The organism is Edwardsiella hoshinae NBRC 105699 = ATCC 33379 (assembly GCF_000474215.1).
Classification (GTDB): Bacteria; Pseudomonadota; Gammaproteobacteria; order Enterobacterales; family Enterobacteriaceae; genus Edwardsiella; species Edwardsiella hoshinae.
Genome location: NZ_BAUC01000020.1, coordinates 1 through 23,270 on the forward strand (window position 1 = coordinate 1; position 23,270 = coordinate 23,270).

18 protein-coding genes, 2 tRNA genes and 1 pseudogene are annotated in these 23,270 nt (G+C 56.1%); 10 read left to right on the forward strand and 11 right to left on the reverse strand.

Annotation, left to right across the window (positions count from 1 at the left end; genetic code table 11):
• Positions 1-1,079: 1,079 nt before the first annotated feature.
• Positions 1,080-1,301 carry a hypothetical protein gene (locus EHO01S_RS08870; protein WP_232238220.1) on the forward strand — a complete coding sequence of 74 codons (222 nt, stop codon included), beginning with the start codon at positions 1,080-1,082 and terminating at the stop codon, positions 1,299-1,301.
• 51 nt (positions 1,302-1,352) lie between these two features.
• On the opposite strand, the gene EHO01S_RS08875 is transcribed toward EHO01S_RS08870, so the two are convergent.
• Positions 1,353-1,640, reverse strand: coding sequence for a hypothetical protein (locus EHO01S_RS08875; RefSeq protein ID WP_024523621.1), 288 nt, complete (start codon positions 1,638-1,640; stop codon positions 1,353-1,355).
• Between the two features lie 630 nt (positions 1,641-2,270).
• Here EHO01S_RS08875 and EHO01S_RS08880 point away from each other — a divergent pair.
• The 3 genes from EHO01S_RS08880 to EHO01S_RS08890 all read left to right on the forward strand — a co-directional run bounded on the left by EHO01S_RS08880 (position 2,271) and on the right by EHO01S_RS08890 (position 2,948).
• Positions 2,271-2,346, forward strand: a tRNA-Gly gene (locus EHO01S_RS08880).
• 40 nt (positions 2,347-2,386) lie between these two features.
• Positions 2,387-2,460 (forward strand) — tRNA-Cys (locus tag EHO01S_RS08885).
• A gap of 242 nt (positions 2,461-2,702) precedes the next feature.
• Positions 2,703-2,948 (forward strand): hypothetical protein, encoded by a 246-nt coding sequence (locus tag EHO01S_RS08890; RefSeq protein WP_232238221.1) that lies wholly within the window; start codon positions 2,703-2,705, stop codon positions 2,946-2,948.
• Between the two features lie 613 nt (positions 2,949-3,561).
• Here EHO01S_RS08890 and EHO01S_RS08895 read toward each other — a convergent pair.
• Complete coding sequence (locus EHO01S_RS08895; protein WP_024523623.1) at positions 3,562-3,747, reverse strand: hypothetical protein; 186 nt, start codon at positions 3,745-3,747, stop codon at positions 3,562-3,564.
• 87 nt (positions 3,748-3,834) lie between these two features.
• A complete protein-coding gene (locus EHO01S_RS08900; RefSeq protein ID WP_024523624.1) occupies positions 3,835-4,431 on the reverse strand; it encodes a cytochrome b/b6 domain-containing protein in 597 nt (198 codons plus the stop codon).
• Positions 4,432-4,839: 408 nt separating this feature from the next.
• Between EHO01S_RS08900 and EHO01S_RS08905 the strand changes: the two genes are divergently transcribed.
• On the forward strand, positions 4,840-6,180 hold the full coding sequence (locus EHO01S_RS08905; protein WP_024523625.1) for an AppA family phytase/histidine-type acid phosphatase: 1,341 nt from the start codon (positions 4,840-4,842) through the stop codon (positions 6,178-6,180).
• 86 nt (positions 6,181-6,266) lie between these two features.
• Here the strand turns inward: EHO01S_RS08905 and pgtA are convergent, their stop codons facing one another.
• From pgtA to EHO01S_RS08920, 3 genes are read right to left on the reverse strand one after another with little or no spacing between them, the layout of a single operon-like run.
• On the reverse strand, positions 6,267-7,505 hold the full coding sequence (pgtA, locus tag EHO01S_RS08910; RefSeq protein ID WP_024523626.1) for a two-component system response regulator PgtA: 1,239 nt from the start codon (positions 7,503-7,505) through the stop codon (positions 6,267-6,269).
• Positions 7,492-9,519: a two-component system sensor histidine kinase PgtB gene (pgtB, locus tag EHO01S_RS08915; protein WP_024523627.1), complete on the reverse strand. Its 2,028-nt coding sequence runs from the start codon at positions 9,517-9,519 to the stop codon at positions 7,492-7,494. The genes pgtA and pgtB overlap by 14 nt, the downstream gene beginning before the upstream one ends.
• Positions 9,516-10,748, reverse strand: coding sequence for an ABC transporter substrate-binding protein (locus tag EHO01S_RS08920; RefSeq protein ID WP_024523628.1), 1,233 nt, complete (start codon positions 10,746-10,748; stop codon positions 9,516-9,518). The genes pgtB and EHO01S_RS08920 overlap by 4 nt, the downstream gene beginning before the upstream one ends.
• Positions 10,749-11,141: 393 nt before the next feature.
• On the opposite strand from EHO01S_RS08920, the gene pgtP reads away from it, so the two are divergent.
• The gene (pgtP, locus tag EHO01S_RS08925; protein WP_024523629.1) at positions 11,142-12,527 is read left to right on the forward strand and encodes a phosphoglycerate transporter PgtP; all 1,386 of its coding nucleotides are present in this window, start codon (positions 11,142-11,144) and stop codon (positions 12,525-12,527) included.
• Between the two features lie 37 nt (positions 12,528-12,564).
• Positions 12,565-12,756 (forward strand): hypothetical protein, encoded by a 192-nt coding sequence (locus EHO01S_RS08930; protein ID WP_024523630.1) that lies wholly within the window; start codon positions 12,565-12,567, stop codon positions 12,754-12,756.
• An 81-nt stretch (positions 12,757-12,837) separates the two neighbouring features.
• On the opposite strand, the gene EHO01S_RS08935 is transcribed toward EHO01S_RS08930, so the two are convergent.
• Positions 12,838-13,689: a cupin domain-containing protein gene (locus tag EHO01S_RS08935; RefSeq protein ID WP_024523631.1), complete on the reverse strand. Its 852-nt coding sequence runs from the start codon at positions 13,687-13,689 to the stop codon at positions 12,838-12,840.
• Between the two features lie 121 nt (positions 13,690-13,810).
• Between EHO01S_RS08935 and rclA the strand changes: the two genes are divergently transcribed.
• Together rclA and EHO01S_RS08945 are read left to right on the forward strand one after the other, a co-directional pair.
• Positions 13,811-15,136 (forward strand): reactive chlorine resistance oxidoreductase RclA, encoded by a 1,326-nt coding sequence (gene rclA, locus EHO01S_RS08940; protein ID WP_024523632.1) that lies wholly within the window; start codon positions 13,811-13,813, stop codon positions 15,134-15,136.
• A gap of 131 nt (positions 15,137-15,267) precedes the next feature.
• A pseudogene (locus tag EHO01S_RS08945) lies at positions 15,268-15,831 on the forward strand (hydrolase); the annotation flags it as partial.
• A 95-nt stretch (positions 15,832-15,926) separates the two neighbouring features.
• Here EHO01S_RS08945 and EHO01S_RS08950 read toward each other — a convergent pair.
• Together EHO01S_RS08950 and ftsI are read right to left on the reverse strand one after the other, a co-directional pair.
• A complete protein-coding gene (locus EHO01S_RS08950; RefSeq protein WP_024523634.1) occupies positions 15,927-17,540 on the reverse strand; it encodes a phosphoethanolamine transferase in 1,614 nt (537 codons plus the stop codon).
• A 331-nt stretch (positions 17,541-17,871) separates the two neighbouring features.
• Positions 17,872-19,620: a peptidoglycan glycosyltransferase FtsI gene (gene ftsI / locus EHO01S_RS08955; protein ID WP_024523635.1), complete on the reverse strand. Its 1,749-nt coding sequence runs from the start codon at positions 19,618-19,620 to the stop codon at positions 17,872-17,874.
• Between the two features lie 377 nt (positions 19,621-19,997).
• Here ftsI and EHO01S_RS08960 point away from each other — a divergent pair, with 377 nt between their 5' ends.
• Positions 19,998-20,693, forward strand: a complete 696-nt coding sequence (locus EHO01S_RS08960) for a helix-turn-helix domain-containing protein (RefSeq protein ID WP_024523636.1) — start codon at positions 19,998-20,000, stop codon at positions 20,691-20,693.
• Here EHO01S_RS08960 and EHO01S_RS08965 read toward each other — a convergent pair.
• Positions 20,690-21,109 carry a universal stress protein gene (locus tag EHO01S_RS08965; RefSeq protein ID WP_024523637.1) on the reverse strand — a complete coding sequence of 140 codons (420 nt, stop codon included), beginning with the start codon at positions 21,107-21,109 and terminating at the stop codon, positions 20,690-20,692. The genes EHO01S_RS08960 and EHO01S_RS08965 overlap by 4 nt on opposite strands.
• A gap of 262 nt (positions 21,110-21,371) precedes the next feature.
• On the reverse strand, positions 21,372-22,526 hold the full coding sequence (locus EHO01S_RS08970) for an iron-containing alcohol dehydrogenase (protein WP_024523638.1): 1,155 nt from the start codon (positions 22,524-22,526) through the stop codon (positions 21,372-21,374).
• Positions 22,527-23,270: the final 744 nt, after the last annotated feature.

Consider the following 23,270-nt stretch of genomic DNA (forward strand, 5'->3'; position numbering starts at 1 on the left):
AGATGGAGTGATGCCTAACATCATCAGTTTCACGGTTTAGGCTGTAACATGATGATGCTAATTCGCGCCAGGGTTTTTCTTTACGGATTTCGTTTGAGCCCCACTGGGGAAGGGAGATACTGCGTCCCAGAGCAGGAAAACCCGACGTGAGGCGTAGCTTAGCGCAGAGGTAGGGCGATGCTTAGCGCGTGCCGTTATCTCACCTGCCATGGGATAGCGTAGCAGGCGGTCAGAGAAAACTTTCGTCACCATTCCCTATACAGCGTGATGCCACCTTCTACGGGATGTTTTTTCTGGCGTTCACCGGGGGAAGTCGTGTCGATGCACATCCTGAGGCAAGGCTACGGGGCGACTGGACGCATTCTTGTCTACAGTCAGAGATATGGCAGCATCAGGAGGGCAACGTATCGCCCTATGGCCTTTGACGCTGAAGCGTCTGTGTCGAGATGATCACAGTTTCTATCTCGCTGAAGGTAGAGTAGTTATGTCAGCACGCAGGGGGGACTGCGTCGTATTCGTGCGGCATACAAGATACCGTCGCTAACCACCTGCACGGCGTACCCTGGTGCGACTCTCCGATGGGGTAACGGGGTCAGTCGGTGAATTAATGTGGGGCAATACGTATTAAATATATAATTAAAGATATAGATAAATATATAAAGATAAAATCTAAAAATACGATATTTAATATCGCATTTATTGCTTAATTTGAATTGAGACTCTGAAAATATATTTTAATTTAATACTTATATCTTATTTTTGCTTAATGGTATGAAATTGGTCGCTCATGCTGGATCTTCCGTCTTGGCGAGAATAGAATGCGTCGCCGTGAGTTTTCGATACCTGAGGTTTTAATCAATTCATTATTTTAATTTTTATTTTAGTGAAGATAAAATCATTTAATGAATTAATTTGACCTAGCATGACGCGCGTACGGGCAGTGCGCTCCGTACGCGCAATATAGCTCACGGTTAAACAGCGTAGGGGCAATGAATTAAGTGACTAAAATGCAAGTGTTAAATAATCAGGAAGTTTTCTATCAGTGGTTTACTCAAACCTTTTTATTCGATGACTCAGTTATGGCTGAAGGATGGGTGAGCGAAAGTGAGATGCGTGCTTTAGCACAGACGATGGCACCACAACGCTACCCTTGTCTGGCGACGATGTGTCCGGGTACACCTTATGCCGATTCGCCGCAGGCTGTCTACTTCTATGCTGAACAGTTATTGGTTTGGCTGGCACAGTTTATGCGCTGCCAGAACTTAACGGAGGAGGAGGAGCGCGAGGCAATGTGCGACTGATTGAGTGGCTAATGATCATCGCCGTCGTAAGACGGCGATGGCGTTGCGGCGTTATTTTTTATAGATCTCTACAAAGGCAGTTTTATGATCGCTGGCATCGCCCAGAATGCTTAATATACGAAAGTAGCATTGCTCCGGACGAACACCTAATTTATTACATTGTTTATCGATGGCTTGCACGACTTGGCCATCACCGACAGTCGGAAGTCCCGCTTGCTCGAGGCTGAGTGAGGCGACTTTAGTATAGCCGGTAGTATCACTGCTATTGATTTGGGTAGCGGCAAAAGCCGGCGCGCAGAATAGGGCACAAAGAGCAACAACTGATCTTAATTGCTTCATAGATAGGTCCTTTCTTCCATTAAATACAGTTTAGGGAAACTGCGTGTTAGCTAACCGGCATGTTTTAGTATAGGTGAGCGGCGTGATAATGCCAGAGGTCAATCATTGAAATTTATTTTTTTCAGCGTGCTTATAAATTGCTTTATTTATTAGGCCTGTAGTCGTGCATTTATTCGATTACGCCTAACCAGGCGCATCGACGTTTCTAATAAGGATGAAATAAGAGTGTAGCGGCGATGTGTGCCAGGCGGTACCACCCGAGCGGCAAGAGGATCACGAGTGGCAAGAGATAGCGTCCGGCGAAACGGCTTGTGGGTGACCAGCGAAACAGGCGTAACCAGAGTCGGGACATGATGCGCGTGCCTTATCGGGAGCGGTGATAGCCCTATATTAGGACAACGAGATGGCATTAATGTGACAATCAGGAGTCGGGGGGTAACGCTGACGGTAGCGCGTTTTCTTTACCATGCAGTTGGCACGAATTGCCGATTGTCTGCGCGAAGTGGACTAAAAAGCGGCATTCGGTCGTGTGATGGGTAAATTTTTGGTGACGTCGCGCGTGAAATCCGTAGAATACGCCCCATCTGATGAGCACCACTCATTAGCATCATCAGTCGGCTTTTTAGCCGCGCGGGAATAGCTCAGTTGGTAGAGCACAACCTTGCCAAGGTTGGGGTCGCGAGTTCGAGTCTCGTTTCCCGCTCCAGTTTTTATGCAGCACGCTTTCTAGCGGCGGCAACCCCTTAGGCGCGTTAACAAAGCGGTTATGTAGCGGATTGCAAATCCGTCTAGTCCGGTTCGACTCCGGAACGCGCCTCCATTTTTGACCCCGTGGGTATTATGCCCGCGGGGTTTTTGTTTATGCGTTATCGGCATCAGGCTGATGCCAACGCGTCCCGTCACTTTTCACTTTTGTCTCCCTTGCCTTAGCTTGCGGCATTCGTTCATACCACGTTATTTTCCTGCGCGTTATGCTAAGTGTCGGTTGGCTTCGCTTCGGCGAAGCGTGAGGAATACAGTTAGCAAACAGGGGGCAGGATGCGGATCTCCAGTGAAAATATTATGAGTTACTTGATGCGTTGTGTAGAGACGGGGCAATTTAAGAAATTGACCTTTTCTACCTATAAACGCGATCGTTGGATCTCGGTCGTCAATATGCCGTTAATGAACGCTTATCAGGTGATCGAACAAGGCTTTCATCCCCAGACGATCGAGGTGCAGGGGCGTGATGCCCTGTATGCGGCGGTCAAAAAAGCGATTCGACGTGAATTCAGTACCAATAAGACCGCCAACTTTACACAGCTGTAATCGAGCGCCGCGCACCATCGGCGATTGGCCTGAGCCAGCCGTGCCCACTCTGGCGGCGTGGCGCGGCGCATGGTCTTGGGTATGCGGCATTTGGATGTATGGCACGCCTGCCAGTCGCTGATTTTTTTATTAGGCAAGCTGGGCAGAAAGCCTGTTTTTGTTCTACACCAGAGACAGATCCGTTGGCGTCTGAACAGGTTGTTGACCTGTCTGAGGAGATCTGCCCATGCTCTCGCCATCACGGAGTGTGTGAAAAGACACCCGGATAGGAGGAGAAAAGGCTGCCTGATCCCGAGTGGTTGCATATCTTGGCATGGCGCTGGTTAATTAGCGCCGCGTTAAGCGCCTTGCCCATCATTGGCGATATTCGCCAGGAGCATCCACATGCCAGGTGCGTTACGGGTTTATGATGTAACGAGCAATGAGTGTAGGCTTGTTCTGCGCTTATTCGATGAATAGGTGGCGAGACAGTAAAGGGAGTAAACACGCCATGCGAGCGGGTTGATGAGTGGGGGCTTTATCGCCGTACTCATTCCCAACCTTAACTGTATGGCGCGAAAAAAGAGAGGCCGCCCTAGGGCGGCCTCGTGCGTGTTATCCGGCGCGACCTGATTCACGGTTGCTGGTTGTGGAAGGCGAAACGCTGATCGAAGTACGCCTTCACGTGTGCCTCCAGACGCTGGATCTTGGCATCGACAACCTGTAATAAATACTCGTCATTATTCATGGCGTAAACCCGCTGCAATGCCAGTTCATCGGCGACGGCTTTTTCCTGTGGCGTTAATGTGTTGCTAGTCATACGGTAACCTACTTCAGATGGCGATAAGGCGAGCATGGCACAACGATTCATGCTTTTCAATCGCCCGGCCTGCGTAGCGGTGGTGGATTAACCGTGCTGACGTTGCGCCGGTTCACGCAGCCAGAGTACGAAGTGCAGTAGGGCCATAAAGCCATGACCGGCGAGATAGACCTCGATCAGTCCCGTCAGCGCTTTATGGATCGACTTGGCATCAAGCGCCCAGGGAGAACCACTCCGCCACAATACGAACCAGATCAGTCCAGATAACACGACCAGCCACAGCGCACCCAATCCCAACCCCTGCACACAGGTCGCGATCCCTTTGGCGTCGGTAGCGGGTAGGCGTAGCTTCATCATGTCACCGAGGTCGGTCTTCAATTGGCCGAAGTCGCCCCACAGATAGGGAAAGAAATAGCGCAGACCGCGGGTAGAGAGGCTATAGAAGGTCAAGATGAGCGTCAGTACGACCATCAGCAGGCCGATGCCGATGTGCATCCAGGTAAAGATTGTATCGCTGAGCGCCGGATTTATCTGCTGTTGCGGGGTAAAACCCATGCCATTACTGTCGAGGATCTGGATGATCACCAACAGCATAACAACAAAATGCACTACCCGGAGAAAGGGCTTCTGGTAGCTACCGAGATAGCGCCAGAATTGGCGGCACAATAGGGTGAGTCGGGACATCATGGTTACCTTCTTTCTTGAGGTTTTTGTTCGATTCGCATTGTCAGCGCGGAACGCCAGTACGCCCCACGTGATATGCCTCGCGGTGATATAATATTGAACGAATCAGCAATCTATCTCTCTGTTTACTATAGACTGAGCGATGATAGCTCACCAGCAAGTTATACACTTGCTCTGTTACATATTGTTTTAAGTAGAACGATGACAGTAATGATAACCGATATCATTATTGTCTTATCCTGATCCGCAGAGGAAAAAGGAAGGAGAAATATCGAGGCGCGTTTTCCCCAGCCTCAAGAAATATTGTTAGGGAGGGCTCCCCGGCATGGGGCGTCGTACGAATGTCATGATTAATCTCTGCTCCCAGGTGGCGGGATGACAGAGTCCCGGAGAGGCGTGGAGGAAAATATGCGTGAGTGTAGGTGGCGCCGTTGGTTAGGGCCGAGTGTGGTGGGGTTATTGTTATGGCTTCCCTTGGCGGGGCAGGCCGCCTCATCAAGAGAAGAGGGTGCCTATCGCCTCGATAAGGTGGTGATCGTCAGTCGGCATGGCGTACGGGCACCGACGAAAATGCCGGCGTTGATCCGCGAAGTGACACCGGATAACTGGCCTGCCTGGCCGGTGAAACTGGGTGACATCACGCCCCGAGGCGAGGCACTGGTGACGCAACTCGGCGTTTATTATCGCGCGTGGTTGCGTCAGCAAGGGATGCTGCCTGTGCAAGGATGCCCTGTGGCGGGATGGGTCTATGCCTGGACGGATGTCGATCAGCGTACGCGTAAGACCGGAGAGGCGTTTCTAGCCGGTCTGGCGCCGGGGTGTGGCCTGCTGATACATCACCAGCGCGAGTTGCAGCGGGTCGATCCCCTGTTCCATCCGGTCAAGGCCGGACTATGCCGTCTGGCCGCTGAACCGATGCGCCAGGCTATTGAGGCGCAGGCGGGGATGCCGCTGGCGGCCTTGAATCATCACTATCGGGCTGCCTTGGCACACATGGATCAGACGTTGCATTTTTCTGCCTCCCCTTATTGCCAGGCGCAGCAGCACGGTGGGGCATGTACCCTGGCGGCGATGATGCCGAGTGCGTTACAGCTCTCCGCCGCTGGCGAGATCAAACTGCACGGCGCGGTCGGCCTGTCGGCGACGCTGGCGGAGATGTTCCTGCTGCAACAAGCGCAAGGGATGGCTCAGCCGGCTTGGGGACGGATCACAACGGCTGTCCAGTGGCGTTCGCTGCTGAGTCTGCACAATGCCCAATTCGACTTGCTATCACGCACCGACTACATCGCGCGTCACCGCGGCACACCATTGCTGCATACCGTCATTCAGGCGCTAAACGACCAGACGCCGGCGTTGACGGGCTTGACGAGGCAAAATCGGCTGTTGTTGTTGGTTGGGCATGATACGAACTTGGCCAACCTCTCCGGTCTGCTGCAAACGCCTTGGACGCTGCCTGGTCAACCGGATAACACCCCACCCGGAGGCGAGTTGGTCTTCGAACGCTGGCTGGATGGCGCGGGACAGCCCTGGGTGCGTGTCCGGGTCGTTTACCAGACGTTGGCGCAACTCCGCCAGCAGACGCCGCTGAGCCTAGAGACGCCGCCGCATCAGGTGAGCCTGTCATTGCCAGGATGCCGGGATGCGACGCCGAACGGGCTCTGCCCCTTAGCGGAATTTAGTCGCCTGATGACGGCGCGTCTGGAGCCGGGTTGCTTGCCACCTGGCGACGCCTCTGGGGCATCACGTTAAACGTTAATGACAGACGAAGCGGAGGACGATGCCGTGTGGGGCGTGCCCCGCGCGGCGTACCGCGCTCTGCGTGTCTTGCGGCGAGATCAGCGATAGTGTGTCTTATCCAGGTGATACTTTTTCATTCGTAGATACAGTTTCTTGCGCGGGATTTGTAGGTATTCTGCCACCTCGTTGATCCGTCCCTGATGCAGGTTGAGCGCCTCGGTGATGATCTGGCGCTCATACTCTTCGACACGTTGATCGAGCGGGGTCGGCGTCGAGGTGTGAACCTGGGGGCTGGCGAGTTCGGCCAACGGTTGTACCCCGACGGCGAACAGTTGGGCGGCGTTGGCCAGCTCACGCACGTTATTAGCCCAGTAGCGCTGTAAGAGACTCTTGCGCAGGCTGGCCGACAGGGAAGGACACGGATGGTTGAGGCGCAGGCACGCCTGTTGGAGGTAATGCATAAACAGCGGCTCAATATCATCGGGACGCTGGGCTAGCGCGGGACAATGTAGCTGCGTCATGGCGAAACAGTAATAGAGATCCGGCAGAATCCGTTGGGCAGCGGCGTGTTCGACTAACGGCCCGGTGCCGCAGGCCAAAAGACGGTAGGGCCGAGGCTCCTGGCTCTGGCTGCGTACCAGGCTGTATTGCGCTTCCTCATCAAGGCGCTCTGGATTCTGGATCAGTAGGGTGCCGCCAGTGGCCTGAGTGAGACTCTGTTGCAGATCGCTTGCTTCGCCGGCTTGATGGATGACGAACGCACCGGCGCTGCGAGCGCTCAGGCGGTGTAGATGACGCGCACACAGGGTGCGTCCGCTACCGGGTTCGCCATAAAAATAGACGGCCAGATCGGTTTGCGCCAACTGTTGCAGGCGTGTGCGCATCTGCAACACCCACTCGCTGCGCCCAACCAGCTCGGTCTGCAACTGATGGCGCTGCCATTTGCGCCGGGCGATCAGTGCACGCCGTTCGTCGAGGGCCGCTTGTACCCGTGCGAGCAGTTGCGCCGGATCGACGGGCTTCTGGAGAAAGTCACGCGCCCCTTTCTTGACCGCCTCGACGGCCATCGGTACATCACCATGGCCGGTGATTAACAGTACCGGCAACTGGCTATCCTGGGCGCGCAGCCGCTCCATCAACGTGATACCGGAGCAGCCTGGCATACAGACATCGCTGAGGATCACTCCCGGCCAATCCGCGGGAATTAATGTGAGCGCTTGCAACGGATCGGCGCAGGCGTATACGCCGTAGCCACTCTGGGTTAGCAGTAGGGTATAGGCATCCAGTACGTCGGGATCATCATCAATTAATATAATGGTGTGTTTATGAGTCAGCATGCACAATGTCCGTTGAGGGTGGCGACGTGTCCGCCAGGGTAAAACATAAGAGAATACAGGCGCCATGCGGCAGGGCCGAGGCGATACGTAGCTCGCCTCCCAGTTGTTCCATCAACGACTGGCTGATGGAGAGACCGATCCCTAATCCCACCTGCTTGCTGGTAGTAAAGGGCTTGAGCAACCGCGGGGCCAGGGCCAACGGCCAGCCGGGGCCGTCATCGCACAACATGACTTCCAGGTGGTGCGCCGTCGCTTGCCAGGTAACCTGGATATGCATGGGATGCTCGGCGGCATCTAACGCATTGGTCAAGAGGTTGACCAATACCTGCTGTAGACGCACTTCATCGGCAATGATCGCAATCTCGTCGACCGGTAGATGCAGCGTTACCTGAAGATGGCGCCGGCGCGGTGCCAATAACTCCCAGGCGCTCAGCCAGGCCTGACGCAACGCCACCGGATGCAAGGGGGTGTCATCGGCGCGGCGGGCGAACTGGCGTAGGGAACGGATGATGGCGTCCATGCGGCCGATCAGCCCATCACACTTGGCGAGGGTGGTGTCGGCTTGCGTCAGCTGACCGCGCTCCAGCGCCCGCCGGACGGTGAATAGGTACATCGACAGGGCGTTCAGCGGCTGGTTGATTTCGTGAGCCAAGGTGGTCATGGTCTGGCCGACTACCGCCAGCTTAGCGGCCTGGATCAACTCGTCTTGGGTGGTGCGCAGGTGATGCTCGATCTCTTTACGTTCAGTGATCTCTCGCTCCAGACGTCGTTGCTGGCGATGTTGCTGATTGAGGGTATGGCGTAACAGACGGGCGATACGCCCCAGCTCATCGACACCATAAACCGGGATACGGCTGCGCCGATCGCCGGTACCGATGCGGGCCACCGCCTGGCTGAGGGCGGTAAAGCGTTTCACTAGGCGGGAGCGAATGAAACCGTAACTTAACAGCAAGGCCAGCAACAGCGCGAGTAGGGTGGCGATCAGGATCAGGCGGCCACTGACGCGAATGATGTGCTCTAGGCGTTGGTTAAAGGTCTGCATGCGGCGGTGACTGGTGTCTAGCTGCTGCTCCAGTACGGCGCGGAAGCGCCCCAGGGTCCGCTCTTTCTGTTGGGTCGCCTGTTGCAAGGTGATACGGGCGCGTTGGTAATCTGCCAAGGTGGCGGGCAGCTTAGCGGGGTTCATGCCGATCTCCAAGAGCTCGTCGATGGTCTGGCGCAGCGTCACGGTACTGGGATACTGCGCCAGCGCCTGGACGATCTCTGTTGCGCTGTTGCGTAGATAGCTCAGGTAGCGCTGATGGCCCTGCTGATTGATTTCGCCGCTCTCGGCGCCGTGCAGTTCGCTGATCTGATCGCGCAGATCGTTGGTGATTTGATTCTCCAAGCGTGCCAGCGTGTACACCTGCTGCTGTTCTTGCTGCACTGTCCGTAAACGTTGTTGCAGCTGGCGCATGGTGGCGGCGTCGCGCCCCTCCATCTGATCGATCAACGCGCCTTGTTGCCAACTGAAGTCTTGCATCAAGGAGTTCAGCTCGGTAGTAAAGTCGTCATGCAACCAACTGATCCGCCCAGCGATTTCGTTGGTCTTTTCACGGGCTAAGAATAGGGTATACAAGGCATTATCTAGCGAGGTCAGCAGTTGGTGGCTTTGCTGTAGGATGCCGGCCAGTTGCTGGCGTTCGCTCGCCTCTAAGCGTTGGCTGATTTGGGCTATCTGCTCCAGATGGCTGATGATCTGTTGGCGGAACTGGAGGCGTACGCTGGTGTTGGGGGCGAGGACGAATTCATTGAGTTGATCAACCAGGGTATTCAGGGCGCTCTCGATCACGAGTGAGGACTGGATGCGTGGCAGGTAGTCGTCCAGGGTGTAGCGCACCTGAGAGCTTTGGGCGTGCCAGGAGTAGAGGCTGACGGCGCTGACGAACAGCGTCAACAATGCACTGGCGAGAAAGGCGATCTGTAGGCTGGCGCTGATGCTAAGGCGACGCGCCCAATGGAGGAGATGCCTCATTTTAGCTCCTCTAACTGGTTGATCGCTTGGCGTTGTTTCTGGCGAAAGAATTGTTGCCACTCCATCATCAGTTGCTCACAGCCGGCGCGAGTGTTGCACTGCGTCAACAAAGAGGGCTGTTCGCTCTGAGTACTACTGACCGGTAAGGCCGTTAGCAATGCACGGATCTGGGGCAAGGGCCGTTTCTGGCGTGCCTCGGCGGCGTAGAGCGCGCGCCAGGCGTCCTTGAGTTGCGGTAGACGGAAGCTGATGGCGGTATCGAATAGGGCTTGTACCAGGCGCTGGCGTTGTAGCACCAGCTGGTAGTCCAGGGGCGGCTGAGCTAAGAGACGCTGTTGTTGCTGGGCACGAGGCGAGTTTGCTGGCAGCGCCACAATCGGGTACTTGCCGGTATTGGTGTCCGCCAGCGCCCGTTGTCCGTCGGGGCTGAGCAGAAAATGGATAAAGCGTCGTGCCTCGTTAGGGTAGAGCGAGTCACGGGTCACCGCCACATAGGTCGGTGCGGCGATGCTGTGTGGAAAATAGTGAAAGAGCAGATGTGGGTCGGTGCTCAGCAACTGGGCATAGTTATCGATTACCGGACCGATGGCGCCGAGGCCGCTTTGGATCTTATCTGCTACACCGAAGCTCCGTGCCGAGATAGTGCTGAGGTTACCGGCGACGGTCAGCAGGATCTGCCAGCCGCGCTCCCAGCCATACTGCTGTAGCAGGGATTCGATGATCAGGTGGTTGGTATCGGAGCGCGATGGGCTGCTCATCAACACCATATCGCGATATTGGGGCTGGGTGAGATCCGGCCAATCCTTCGGCAAGGGAAGGTGCTGCGCCGCCAAGTTGCTGCGGTTGATCAACAAGCCAAAGCCGGAGATAGCCACTGCCGCCGAGCTGGCGCGGATCGAGGCCGGCACCTGGCGTTGGATCTCGGCGGGGAGATCGTCGATAGCGGCCAGACGATGGTGTGTTTGCAGATGTTGCAGCAGCATTGGCGAGGAGGTGAGTACCAGATCGATATGACCATCGTTAACGCTATCCAGCAACTGCTCCAGCGAGGCACTGGTGCGGTTTAGCGTGCGAATAGGCACCGCCCCTGGCTGATGTTGCCAGCGGTTGATGATATAGGCCGTGGCCTGTGGTGAGAAGGTGGTCGCCATCACCAGTTCGCTGCGCTTGGCCAGCAGTGCTGGCGGTAGCGACAGGGTGAGAATGAGGATCAACAAGATGCGATACATGGCGCACTCCAACAGGCAAGTGTGATCATAGTCATGGTTTTATCATAAAATTGTCAGGCGGTATTGGTGCTGTTTGGGACAAATCCTACCTGAATAGACTTAGCGCGGGATTGGCTAATAAAAGTGCCACCTCACGGATATATTATCCGTTGGGTTCGCGAAGATACTGTTACTCGACTCAAATAATGACCGTAATCCTAACTGTTTGTCTTAAATATGTCAGCTGCTTCTACGCCAGCTTATTTAATTTGGGTCAAAACAGCCCCTGAATAAAGTAATTTGAGTCAAAAATGACTCATTTGAACAAGCTTGTAGCTTTTTGTTTCTCTGCGCATTATTGCCTGGACAAATAGCAATACCTCCCCCTTGGGCGATTAAATAACAGGTGATAATATGCAATCATTAAACAGCCAGTCGGCGGCTAAACGGGTGCCGCCGGAAAAGGTCGCGACGACTTATCGGCGTTATCGGTTCCAGGCGCTGATGAGCGTCTTCCTGGGTTATATGGCGTATTATATTGTGCGCAATAACTTTACCCTTTCTACGCCTTATCTGAAAGAACAGTTGGATTTAAGTGCCACCCAAATCGGTTTGCTGAGTAGCTGCATGCTGATCGCCTACGGGATTAGTAAAGGAGTGATGAGTAGTCTGGCGGATAAGGCGAATCCGAAGGTTTTCATGGCCTGTGGCCTGGTGATGTGCGCCTTGGTCAACGTCGGCCTAGGGTTCAGTAGCGCTTTCTGGCTGTTTGTCGCCTTAGTCGTGTGCAACGGCTTGTTCCAAGGGATGGGGGTCGGCCCCTCCTTCATCACTATTGCCAACTGGTTCCCGCGTTGTGAGCGTGGCCGAGTCGGTGCTTTCTGGAATATCTCCCACAACGTGGGCGGTGGTATCGTCGCGCCGATTATCGGCGTCGCCTTCGCCATGCTGGGCAGTGAGCACTGGCAGAGCGCCAGCTACATGGTGCCGGCCGCCATCGCAGTACTCTTTGCCTGTGTCGTACTGCTGTTGGGCAAGCGTTCACCGAAGAAAGAGGGCTTGCCAGCGCTGGATGAGATGATGCCGCAAGAGAAAGTCGTGCTGAAGCAGCATAGTCAGCAGGCACCGGAAAATATGTCGGCTTTCCAGATCTTTTGCACGTATGTGCTGAAAAATAAAAATGCCTGGTATGTCTCCATGGTCGATGTCTTCGTCTATATGGTGCGTTTTGGCATGATCAGCTGGCTACCGATCTACCTACTGACGGAGAAAAACTTCAGCAAGGAGCAAATGAGCGTGGCATTCCTGTTCTTTGAATGGGCGGCCATCCCCTCGACGCTGTTGGCCGGTTGGTTAACGGATAAACTGTTCCACGGACGCCGTATGCCCTTGGCGATCATCTGCATGTGCATGATCTTCGTCTGCCTGATCGGCTACTGGCAAAGCGACTCTTTGGCTGTGGTGACCGTCTTCGCCGCCATCGTCGGCTGCCTGATCTATGTCCCGCAGTTCCTGGCCTCGGTGCAGACTATGGAGATCGTGCCGAGTTTCGCGGTGGGCTCCGCCGTCGGCTTACGTGGTTTTATGAGCTATATCTTCGGCGCCTCACTCGGGACCAGTATGTTCGGAGTGATGGTCGATAATTTCGGTTGGCATGGCGGGTTCTACCTGCTGATGGGCGGGGTGGTGTGCTGCATCCTGTTCTGTATCCTGTCACACCGCGGAGCCTTGGAGCTGGAGCGTCAGCGTCAACAGGCGCTGAATGAGGAGCCGGAGTTGGTCTTGGCGACCAGCCGCTAAGCGCTTCTCGGTGCGCGACGATCATGTGGAGGCGCATATGTTGATGGCAAACGAAGCAAACTTCTGGCGCTTTTATACCGATGCGCGCGGCCAATGGGGCTGGTGTGTGGTGGCGCCGACCGGCTATATCCTGCACCGCTCTACGCGTTTCTTCGTGCGACGGCAAGCGTGTCTGGCCGATGCCCGAGCGCACGGCTACCAGGATCAACCGTTGACCGTTGAGGAGTAACCCCTGACACCACGCCCGTCGTCGACGGGCGTGGTGCTTTTTGTCGTTCCCGGCGCTTGTTCCCCCCCTCCTAATTCCGCCTTAGTGTGATGACTCGCTACTGGCCAGCAGACGAGTCCGTCGTCGGTAGGCTCCGGGCGTTACCCCCATATGGCGGACAAAGGCATGATGGAAGGCGGACTCGCTGGCGTAGCCAGCGCGTTCGGCGATGACGGCTAAGGGGAGTGACTCCCGCGCCAGGAGCGCGGCGCCGTGCGCCATGCGGATCTGAGTGAGCAGCAACAGGGGGGGGCTGCCGGTGACACTGCGGAACAGGCGGGCGAAGCTGGCGCGTGATTGGTGACTTAGCTCAGCCAGGCGTGCGACGCTCCATGCCTGCTCCGGTTGGTGCAGCATGGCCGCGATGGCGACGCCGAGGCGCGGGTGCATCAAGGCGTGTAGTAGGCCGCCCTGCGTCGGAGCCTGTGTTAGCCAATGCCGTAATGCCAGAGTCAACAGCACCGTGCTGAGCTGCTGGCAGAGAAGCTGGCTACCGGGCAACGCCTCCGCCGATTCCTGATAGAGTCGCTGGAGGGTCGCCGTTAGCCATGGACCCGGTTCGTGATAGATCAGAATGTCGGGCAGGGCCGCTAACAGATGGCGTTGGGCGGGCGCGATCCACAAGCTACCGCAGATCAACCGTGCATCGCCGACAGCGTGGCTGAGACGGTGGGCACCGCTTTGCGGCAGCATAATCAGCGAGCCGGCTTGCAGGGGATGCCGCCGCCCGTCCGCCAACTCGATATGTGCACTGCCATCTAGCAGCCCATGCCAGCGGATGGCATCCAACTCGCCTGCGGCGTGGGGGCGCAGCCAGTTTCCTTGAAGCTGGCAACGTACATCGATACGGCTACGCAACTCGTGTAGCGTTAACAGTGCGCTCAATAGATCCATGATGAGACTCCTAAGCAAAATCCTGCGCGCCAAACACAGCGGGAACCGCCGGCGGCTGGCGTAACCTAAGCGCATTGGACACATCGTCCATTATTCATTTTATTGGGCGCAGGAGAACCCCATGACACACTTTCAGAATGTAGTGATCGGCTTTGGTAAAGCGGGTAAGACATTGGCTGCCTACTTGGCGCGGCGCGGCGAGTCGGTGGCATTGATCGAGCGCTCCGCGCAACGTTATGGTGGAACCTGTATTAATGTCGGCTGCATTCCGACCAAGAGCTGGGTGCATGATGCCGATGCCGGTATCCCTTTCGCCCAAGCGGCCGCGCGGCAACAGCGCCTGGTGGCGCACCTTCGGGAGAAAAATCGCCAGATGTTGGCCGATCTGGCGTCGGTAACGTTGATCGACGGTCAGGCCCGGTTCGTGGATGCCTATACCCTGGCGGTGGAAAACGCGCAGGGTGAGCACTGGGTTCGCGCCGAGCGGATCTTTATCAATACCGGCGCCCGTTCGACCCTGCCGCCGATCCCAGGCCTTGCTGAGTCGGCACAGGTATATGATAGCGCTGCATTCTTACAACAGACGACCTTGCCGCGTCGCGTGGTGATTTTGGGCGCCGGCTATATCGGCATCGAGTTTGCATCGTTGCTGCGTCGTTTCGGTGCCGACGTATGGCTGGTGGAGGCGAGCGAGCATTTTCTGCCGCGAGAGGATCGCGACATCGCCGAGGCGGTGGCAACAATCCTGCGTGACGACGGGATCGATCTGCGCCTGGCGACGCAGGTTACGCGGGTGTTCGAGCAAGGGACGGAGGTTTGTCTGGCCATCGCGGGAGAGATCCTCCGGGCGGATGCTGTGCTGGTGGCCGCGGGGCGGGTGCCTAATAGCGATGGACTGGCGTTGGCGCGTGCCGGTGTGGCGGTCGATGCGCGCGGCGCCATCGTGGTCGATGAGCAGTTGCGTACTACACAGCCCCATATTTGGGCGTTGGGGGATGTGAATGGCGGGCCGCAGTTCACCTATATTTCGCTGGATGACTTCCGTATCGTGCGCGATGCGCTGTATGGCACGGGACGCCGTCACACCGGCGATCGCGGTGCGGTTCCTTATTCGGTCTTTATTAACCCGACGCTGTCGCGCATCGGCTTGAGCGAGGAGCAGGCACGGGCACTGGACGTTCCTCTCTCGGTAGTTAGCCTACCGGTCGCTGCCATCCCGCGCGCTCACACCCTTAACGACGCGCGTGGCATGTTGAAGGCGGTGGTACGGCGCGACAACGGCCAGATTTTGGGGGCGACTCTGCTGTGCCGTGACTCGCATGAGATGATCAATCTGCTGAAGATGGCGATGGATGCCGGTTTGTCTTACCACGCGCTACGAGATCAGATCTATACCCATCCGACGATGAGTGAAGCCTTTAACGATCTGTTCGCCCGCGTGGAATAAGGACGCATCGACTCATATTTGTTAACACAATGCCCGGCTAGGGAGACGCATCCGTCCGCGGCCTTGGTTACACTGTACCGGCAGGCGGCGATGCATCGATCGCCGCGCCAACCGTCGCGAGGAGCGTCATGATGCTACAGTTTAATCCGGCCACCACGGCCCTGGTTCTGATCGACTTACAACAGGGGATCTTGCCCTACGCCGTGGCGCCCTGTGATGGCGAGACGTTGGTAGGCCGCGCCGTCCGCTTGGCTGAGGCGTTTCGCGCCCGCGCATTGCCGGTGGTTTTGGTGCGTGTCGGCTGGTCGTCTGGTGGTGGCGACGCGCTGCGTCAACCGGTAGATAAGCCGTCGGCGGTGCATACGTTGCCGGATAACTGGTGGCGCTATCCTGCCGCGTTGTCGCCGCAGCCGCAGGATATCCAGGTGATCAAACATCAGTGGGGGGCCTTTTATGGCACCGATCTGGATCTGCAATTGCGCCGGCGCGGCATCGACACTCTAGTATTGGGTGGTATCGCGACCAATATCGGCGTGGAGTCGACGGCGCGGGACGCTTGGGAGCGTGGTTATGGATTACTGTTGGCCGAGGATCTTTGCGCCGCGGCTGATGAGGTACAGCACCGTCATAGCCTACGGTACATTTTCCCGCGCATCGCCCGAGTGATACAGAGCGACGCCGTGCTGGCGGCGCTGGCGGCGGGCGAATACAGCGAGGCGAAGAGTGTGTGTCCCGCGGGTGAACCCGACCCAGGGCAACGTTTCGGTGCCCTGGGCGTAGGGAAAGGCGTTTAATGGCGCAGCTGTGCCGCCGTGGCTGGTACAATAAAGGGATCGTCCTCTAGCGAGTCGTAAGGTACCTGTTTCAGCGCGAAATTCTGCACCATAACCTTGGCAGGGATCGCCTTCTGCCCGGAGATGAAGCGGTAGCGATCGACGATCTCTTGGCTCTGGATCCCGGTCCAGTCGGAGAACAGATGTAGGAAGTCGTGGGCCGAGCGCCGCGCCTTAATCACCGTGCGGCGGGTATCCCCGCTGGAGAGGATCATCAGCGGCACTTGATAATCCTGGCGGTAGCGGTCGTGGTGTGCCAGGAATTCGCTGCGCGTCCCTTTCTCATGGAAGGCCAATCCGTGATCGGAGAAGTAGATCAGCGAGAAGTTTTGCCCACTCTGTTGCAACTGGCTGTACAGGTCGCGTAGGAACTGATCGGTCTGGGTGATGCTGTACAGATAGCAGGAGGTCTCCTTGGTATGCACGAAGGTGGTGAAGTGGTTGTTGGTGCGATCACAGGCTTTCGGATGCGAGCCGATTAGGTGGTAGACGATCAGTTTCGGCCCTTTGCTTGGGGCATCCAGCGCCGGTTGAGTGAACTTCAACAGATTCATGTCGGAGGTAGACTTATCGTCTTCGAAGTCTCCCTGCTTGAGGAAGCGTACTTCATCGGCCCGCTTGGCAATGCTAGCGACGATAGTGTCGTACTTACCCAACTGTCCCTGATTAGAGAACCAATAGGTCTGAAACCCTGCCTTTTTGGCTAGGGTGATGACGCTGTTCTGGTACTCGGCCTGACCGTCGCGTACCAAGTTCAGCGTCTGTCCTAGGGATTTCTGTGTCGAGGGCGCCGCCGAGAGGTAGTCGTTAAAGAAGATACCGTTGACCTGGCTGGCGAACGGGGTGGTCGGCCACTTGCCGCCAAAGGCTCCCAGAGCGTCGCGTCGCGCGCTCTCACCGATCACCAGCACGTAGATCTGATGCCGCGGTTTCACCGCCGTGACATGCCATGTATCGGGGACGGAGGAGAGCTTCTGCATGCGCGCCATCTCCCGATCCACCTCCAACTTACCGGTGGTGGTGTCTTCGATAAAGCGCACCAGCGGATAGCCGGTATCGTTCAGATGGAAGTCGCCGCCGGCGCTGAGATTGGTGACGGGCGTTAACAGTAGGCCGCTTAACGCGAGCAACAGATAGAGTGTCTTGGGTATGCCCCAGCGCTTCTCGCGCGGTATCGGGCGCCAGACCAGCAGACCGCCCAGCAGTAAAATAAATAGGGCGATCAGATAATCCCAGAAGGGGAAGATCTGGGCCATCTCGCCAGCCTCTTCCGGGTTGGTCGAGTAAAGCGCTAATACGGAGTTAAAATTGGGTGGGCCGAAGACCCGGCCAAAGGGGTAATACAAGCCGGCCACCAGGGTACAGATCAGCAATAGCAGACGCTGCGTGCGTGGCAGATAGTGCGCCAACAGCAGGAAGACGCTGGCAAAGCCTAACGCATAGATGGCGCTAAAGGGGTAGCCTAATCCAAGGTTGATCAAGCTAGCAAGAATCAGGTAGAGCAGCGGGTAAGGGGTTAATAGTTCGCCGCAGCGCGCTTTGACGCGTAACAGGAGTTGTCTTATTTTCATGTTTTTTCTGCACAAGATGCGCTGGTGATCCTGACTCACCGTAATGAACCCCCAACGCTCCGATTGGTGGGTATACTGTTTCGCAGAGCTGCTGCTGGAGAAGGGATCCGGCGGGTCGGATTCGGTCCGGCTAGGCAGCATGAAGATAATCTGAGCCGAGGGGAATAGCAACCGCTAGCATTGCGAATATCTGTGATAAACAGAACAGATCGTTCAGGTTAATCGCATTCTATTATGTCGAAATGGTGGCCGTGCTCGCGTTTCCCCGCACCCAGTGCGCGACGGCGCGGCGCACTGAGGCCCATGACGGGAAGTATAATTGAAAAATAGCTTATGTACCAGGATGTTGCATCACTTCGCTATTCCGGTTGAGGGTGATGGCCTGATCGGTTAGGGCATCGGGCGGAATATTCATGTGGCGCAGTACGTCCCCCATGATTTGACCGAATACCGGGCCGGCGACCGAGCCGCCGAAGTGTTTGCCGGCGGTCGGGTGGTTGATCATCACCACCAGGGCGACGCGTGGATTGCTCGCTGGCGCTACGCCCGCGGTATAGTTGATATAGCCGCCATCGTACTTGCCGTCGCTACCCATCTTCTCGGCGGTCCCGGTCTTGATCGCCAGACGGTAGCCAGGCACGGCCGCTGCCACGCCGCTGCCGCCGGGGAGGGCGTCGCTCTCCATCATATGAACCACGGTGCGTACGATGTCTGCATCGATCACCCGGGTGCCGATCACCGGCGGGGTCACTTTGGTGATCGATAAGGGACGAAATAGACCAAAGGCGCCGATGGTCGCGTATTCACGCGCCATCTGTAACGGTGTGATGCGTAGGCCATAGCCGAAGGAAAAGGTCGCACGCTCGATATCCGACCAACGTTGCCGATGCAGAGGGAAGTAGCCGCTGCTCTCGCCACTGATCCCCAGTGCGGTCGATACGCCCAGGCCAAAACCATGGTACAGATTGACCAGCACATCGGCTGGCATCGCGAGCGCGATGTGCGAGACGCCGATGTCGCTCGACTTTTGTAGGATACCGGTGATGGTCAGGCGCGGCCAGTGGCCAACGTCGCGGATCAGGTGGCCGTTGACCGGATAGGGCGTGGTGTCGATGACCGAATCCGGGCGGATCAGATGGCGTTGGAGTCCGGCCATCACCACCAGCGGTTTCACCGTGGAGCCGGGCTCGAAGCTATCGGAGATGGCGACGTTACGCATATCTTGCTGCGCCACTCCCTGGTAGTTATTGGGATTAAACGAGGGGTAACTTGCCATCCCTAGGATTTCGCCCGTATTGACGTCCACCAGTACGGCGGCGCCGGAGTCTGCCTGGTTGCGCAGCACGCCATCGCGCAGGTGGGAGTAAAGGGCGTATTGAAGATAGCGGTCGATACTCAGTGCCAGGGTTGGTGCTTGCTGCGCCGGATCATCCTCCATCAGGCCGACCACATGGCCGTAGCGATCCTTGCGGTATAGACGATAACCGGGCTTTCCCTGTAATAAGGCGTTGAAACCATGTTCGATACCATTCAAGCCCTGCTGATCGAGCCCCACGATGCCGAGCAAGGGCGCTGCCGCAGCCCCCATCGGGTAGTAGCGGCTCGCATCGCTGGGGGTGGCGATGCCGGTGATATGCAACTTAGCGATATAGTCAGCGATTTCCGCCTCTACCTGCCGGCCGAGGTAGATGAAGCGCCGTTGACTGTTTTGCCGGATCTTGTCGCGCAGGCTATCCAGCGGTTGGGAAAGGGCGCTCGCCAGATAGCGCCATTGCGGACTGCTAAGCTGCGGGTCGTGCTGTAGGACGCGTAGCGGATCGGCGATCACATCGTTGGAGGCGACGCTGACGGCCAGTGGCTGACCGTTGCGGTCGGTGATGGTACCGCGCAACGGATGTGTTACCAGCTCGCGTAGCGAACGTTGGTCGGCCTCTTTTTCCAACTGAGGTTGTTTCATTAATTGGAGATAGCCGACGCGCAACAGCAGTAACAGGAGAAAAACAGCGATGCCGATATAGATCAGCACAAAGCGGCCGGAAAAATAGTTGGCTCTAACGTTCTGAGGGCTTTTTTTGCGCATAAAATCGTCTAACAGCGGAAGGTAATAAAATAAAAACAATTCATAGCACTATAAATTAGCTGGGCCGGCGGATCAGCGTGGCGAAACATTTATACGTAATAAAGGCAGTATTGAAATAAATAGCCATAAAACGCTGGCGACGTGAGCGGAGAACTGAGGACAGTAGCAGCCTTGCTACCTTGGTGACAAAGACAACAGATAGCTTAACAGGAAATATCGCTACAAGATAAGGGAAAATATTTGCCAAGTTGTTCGAATTCCCCAAATAGCCAGTGGTTGGAAGATAGAGGATAATTCCCCAAGCAGGGAAGCGGAGTACCATGGCACATGAGGTGCTGGCCAAGGAGGTGGCTTACGCACGGGGGAGATGAAAACCAATGAGTGCAGTAGCGGAGATCCCTTCTTTTCTACCCGCGGCGGCGAACGAACAGCAAGCGAGTAGCTCTACGCCGGCGACGCTGCTGGTGGATTGTGACCGCTTCTTTTGCGACAGTCTGGCGCGCTATGTGCTGGCGCACGATCGGCCGGTATTGCAGGAGAACTGTTATGCGCGTTTGCTCGAACGGGTGATGAATCATGCGGTGGGACATGTGATCGCCGAGCTGTATACCCACCATGATGCGCCGATCGATGCCTTATTGGCGTTGTTACGGCTACGTGCTTACCGCCCAGCGTTACCGATCACGGTGATGACCGATATCGTCGAACCGGCGGTGTTGGCGGCGGTACATAGCCTGGGAACGTTGAGTGTGATCTCGAAGCGCGAGACTTTGCCGCAATTGACGATGGCGTATCGGCATGCGCTATGCCAGCCCCATGTCAGCCCGCGTATCGCTGGCAAGATGCGTCATCATCCGGCAATGGCCGGCATGACCTTTCCCGAATGGAAGGTGGTGGCGATCCGTAGTCATGGCGGCGATACCTATCAGATTGCCGACTACCTGGGGATCCACCATAAGAGCGTCAACTACCGTCAACGAGGCATCATGCGCAAGCTGGCCTTCGCCAGTAAGCCGGCATATCTGCGTTTCCTCGGCGCGATGAGTACGAATCCGCTCTCCGCCTTGTCTTAGAGCGACACTAACAGGACGTCGGTATGCGTGCGATCGATAAGCAGTCCCGATGAGCTGAGTAGCCGTTTAAAGAAGCCTTCACAGTGGTTGCCGCAGATCAGCAGGTCGACCTGTTGACGCTGGCAGGTATCGACGATGCAGTCGAGCAACTCACCGTTGCAGATGTGTGTCTGAGCGATAGGATAATCGACCTGTTGACTTAACTGCGTCAGAAACAGACCGGCCTCTTCATGCAGTAAGCGCCGCATATCGGCGAGCAGGGGACCGGCGTAGGTACAGCACATGTCTGCTTCATTACACAGTGTCAGCAAGTCGACTCGGGCCCCCGCAGGGCGCGCGATGGCGACGGCTTTCTCGACCAGGATATGGCTGTCGGGGGCTTGGGCCACGGCGACCAGAATAGTGTGATAGCTCATACGACGTCTCCTTGTACTGCTGAGCTTGGTCGGCAAGCGCGGATGTGCCAGCGCGCGACCAACCGATGATAAAAGGAGGGGATACCCCCTGAGCCAGCCCCTATGTTAGCGCGTGTGCCGCGCGACATCAGTGAATAAATAATACAAAAAGGAGCCCCGTGGCAGTGAGGCCATCATCACAGACTCCCCTATGGGGGTAAAGGGGCGGCAGATCGCGTACTTACGGCAGCGCGGCGACAGCCTCCTCCACGGGGGCATGGGGCTAGTAGCTTAAACTTAAGAGGCGGCGTACCACGACCTCATCCATGTTTTGCCGCTCGCCCAAGGGTAACAGGTGAAAACGGCGTAAATTGTCGATCACCGCCTCAATACACGCCTCGCCGAGACCGCAGGCGCTGAGGCGCGTGGGCATGCCCATGTCGCTGAAGAAACGCTCGGTCTGCGCGATCGCACCAGTGATGCGTTGTTCTTCGCTACCGTCACGTATTCCCCACACCCGTTCGGCGTATTGCAATAGCTTGCATCGTTTATCCTGCCGTTGCACCCGCATCACCGCCGGCAACAGAATGGCAAGCGTTAGGGCGTGATCCAGCCCATACAACGCAGTGAGTTGGTGGCCGATGCGATGGCTCGACCAATCTTGCGGCACACCGACTCCCAGTAATCCATTCAATGCCATACTGGCGGCCCACATGACGCTGGCGCGGACATCATAGTTTTGCGGCTCACTCAGCGCCAACGGTCCCTCTTCGATCAGTGTCAGCAACAGCCCCTCAGCGAAGCGATCCTGCACGCGGGCATAGACGGGATAAGTTAAATACTGCTCCATGACGTGGACAAAGGCATCGACGACACCGTTAGCCACCTGGCGAGGCGGTAGGGTATAGGATTTGTGCGGATCTAACACCGAGAAGCGCGGGAAGAGCGCTGGATGTGAGTAGCCCACCTTAGCGCCGAGCGCCTGGTTGGTGACCACTGCGGTTGGGTTCATCTCGGAGCCGGTTCCCGGTAGCGTCAGAACGCACCCCAGCGGCAGTACGGTTTGCGGTGGACGTTTCTGGCTCCACATCGCCCAGACATCGCCTGAATAGTGCGCCGCCGCAGCGATAAACTTACAGCCATCGATGACGGAGCCGCCGCCTAGCGCCAAGAGAAAGTCGATCTGCTGTTCCCGTACCTGTTGTACCGCGCGCATCAATGTCTCCATGCGCGGATTCGCCTCGATGCCGCCGAATTCAAACAGGGTATACCCTGTGAGGGCATGACGGACGTCATCCAGGTAGCCGAATTGGCGCGCGCTATTGCCACCGTAGGCGATCAAGATGCGCGCCGTTGGCGGAATATGTTGAGTAAGATCGGCGAGACGTTCACCGCCGAAGAGGATACGGGTTGGGTTGTAGTAGTCGAAGTTGAACATAAAGAGGAGTCCTCAGTGGTGTGGGAGGCGTTAGTCCATGCGCGGCATCGTTTCGTGCCCGACTTGCCTCTTCCCATGTTACGTCTGTCGCCAAGATAGCGCATTTTTACCGATAAAAAACATTAACCCCACGGGGGGCGGGTAATTTGATATAATCAATTTATTCCAATTAATAACGTATAGTAAGAATAATGCGAATGGGCGCGACATCGATTTATTTCATTATTTCTTAATCCTCCTAGGAAAATAACGCAACGCGCCAATATCCCCCCTGGTTGAAAGTCGACAGATACTGTCAGGGGGAAAATATAGGGATTATGTGCTGGCAAACTTATCAAGTTAATCTAACTTTATTGTATGGCTCCTCTCCCTTTTTGAGTGTGAAACGCGGAAGTTTTATATTTTTCAGAATATTTATATAAACATTGCCATTATTGTAGGATTTAAATCTGAAAGCGTTAAAAAAGGCTCAAAATTTGAGCGATAAATGTCCTTTTTATTCAAAAAGTTAACCGCATAAAGAGCGCATGCCACACAACTGGGCATTTTGTGAACCAATTCCGCAAAAATCATACTTTTCCGCTATTGTTTTGTGATCAGGATCACGCTTTTCTTAAGTAGCCGCCTTTTGTGCGTTGTGCCTGGCCGCCATTCAGGGGTAGAGTTGCTGCGTTTTAAGAATAGTCCTAAGTGTTGTCCGATATTCATCCTTCGGGTGTATAACGGCGATTTGTATATCAAAAG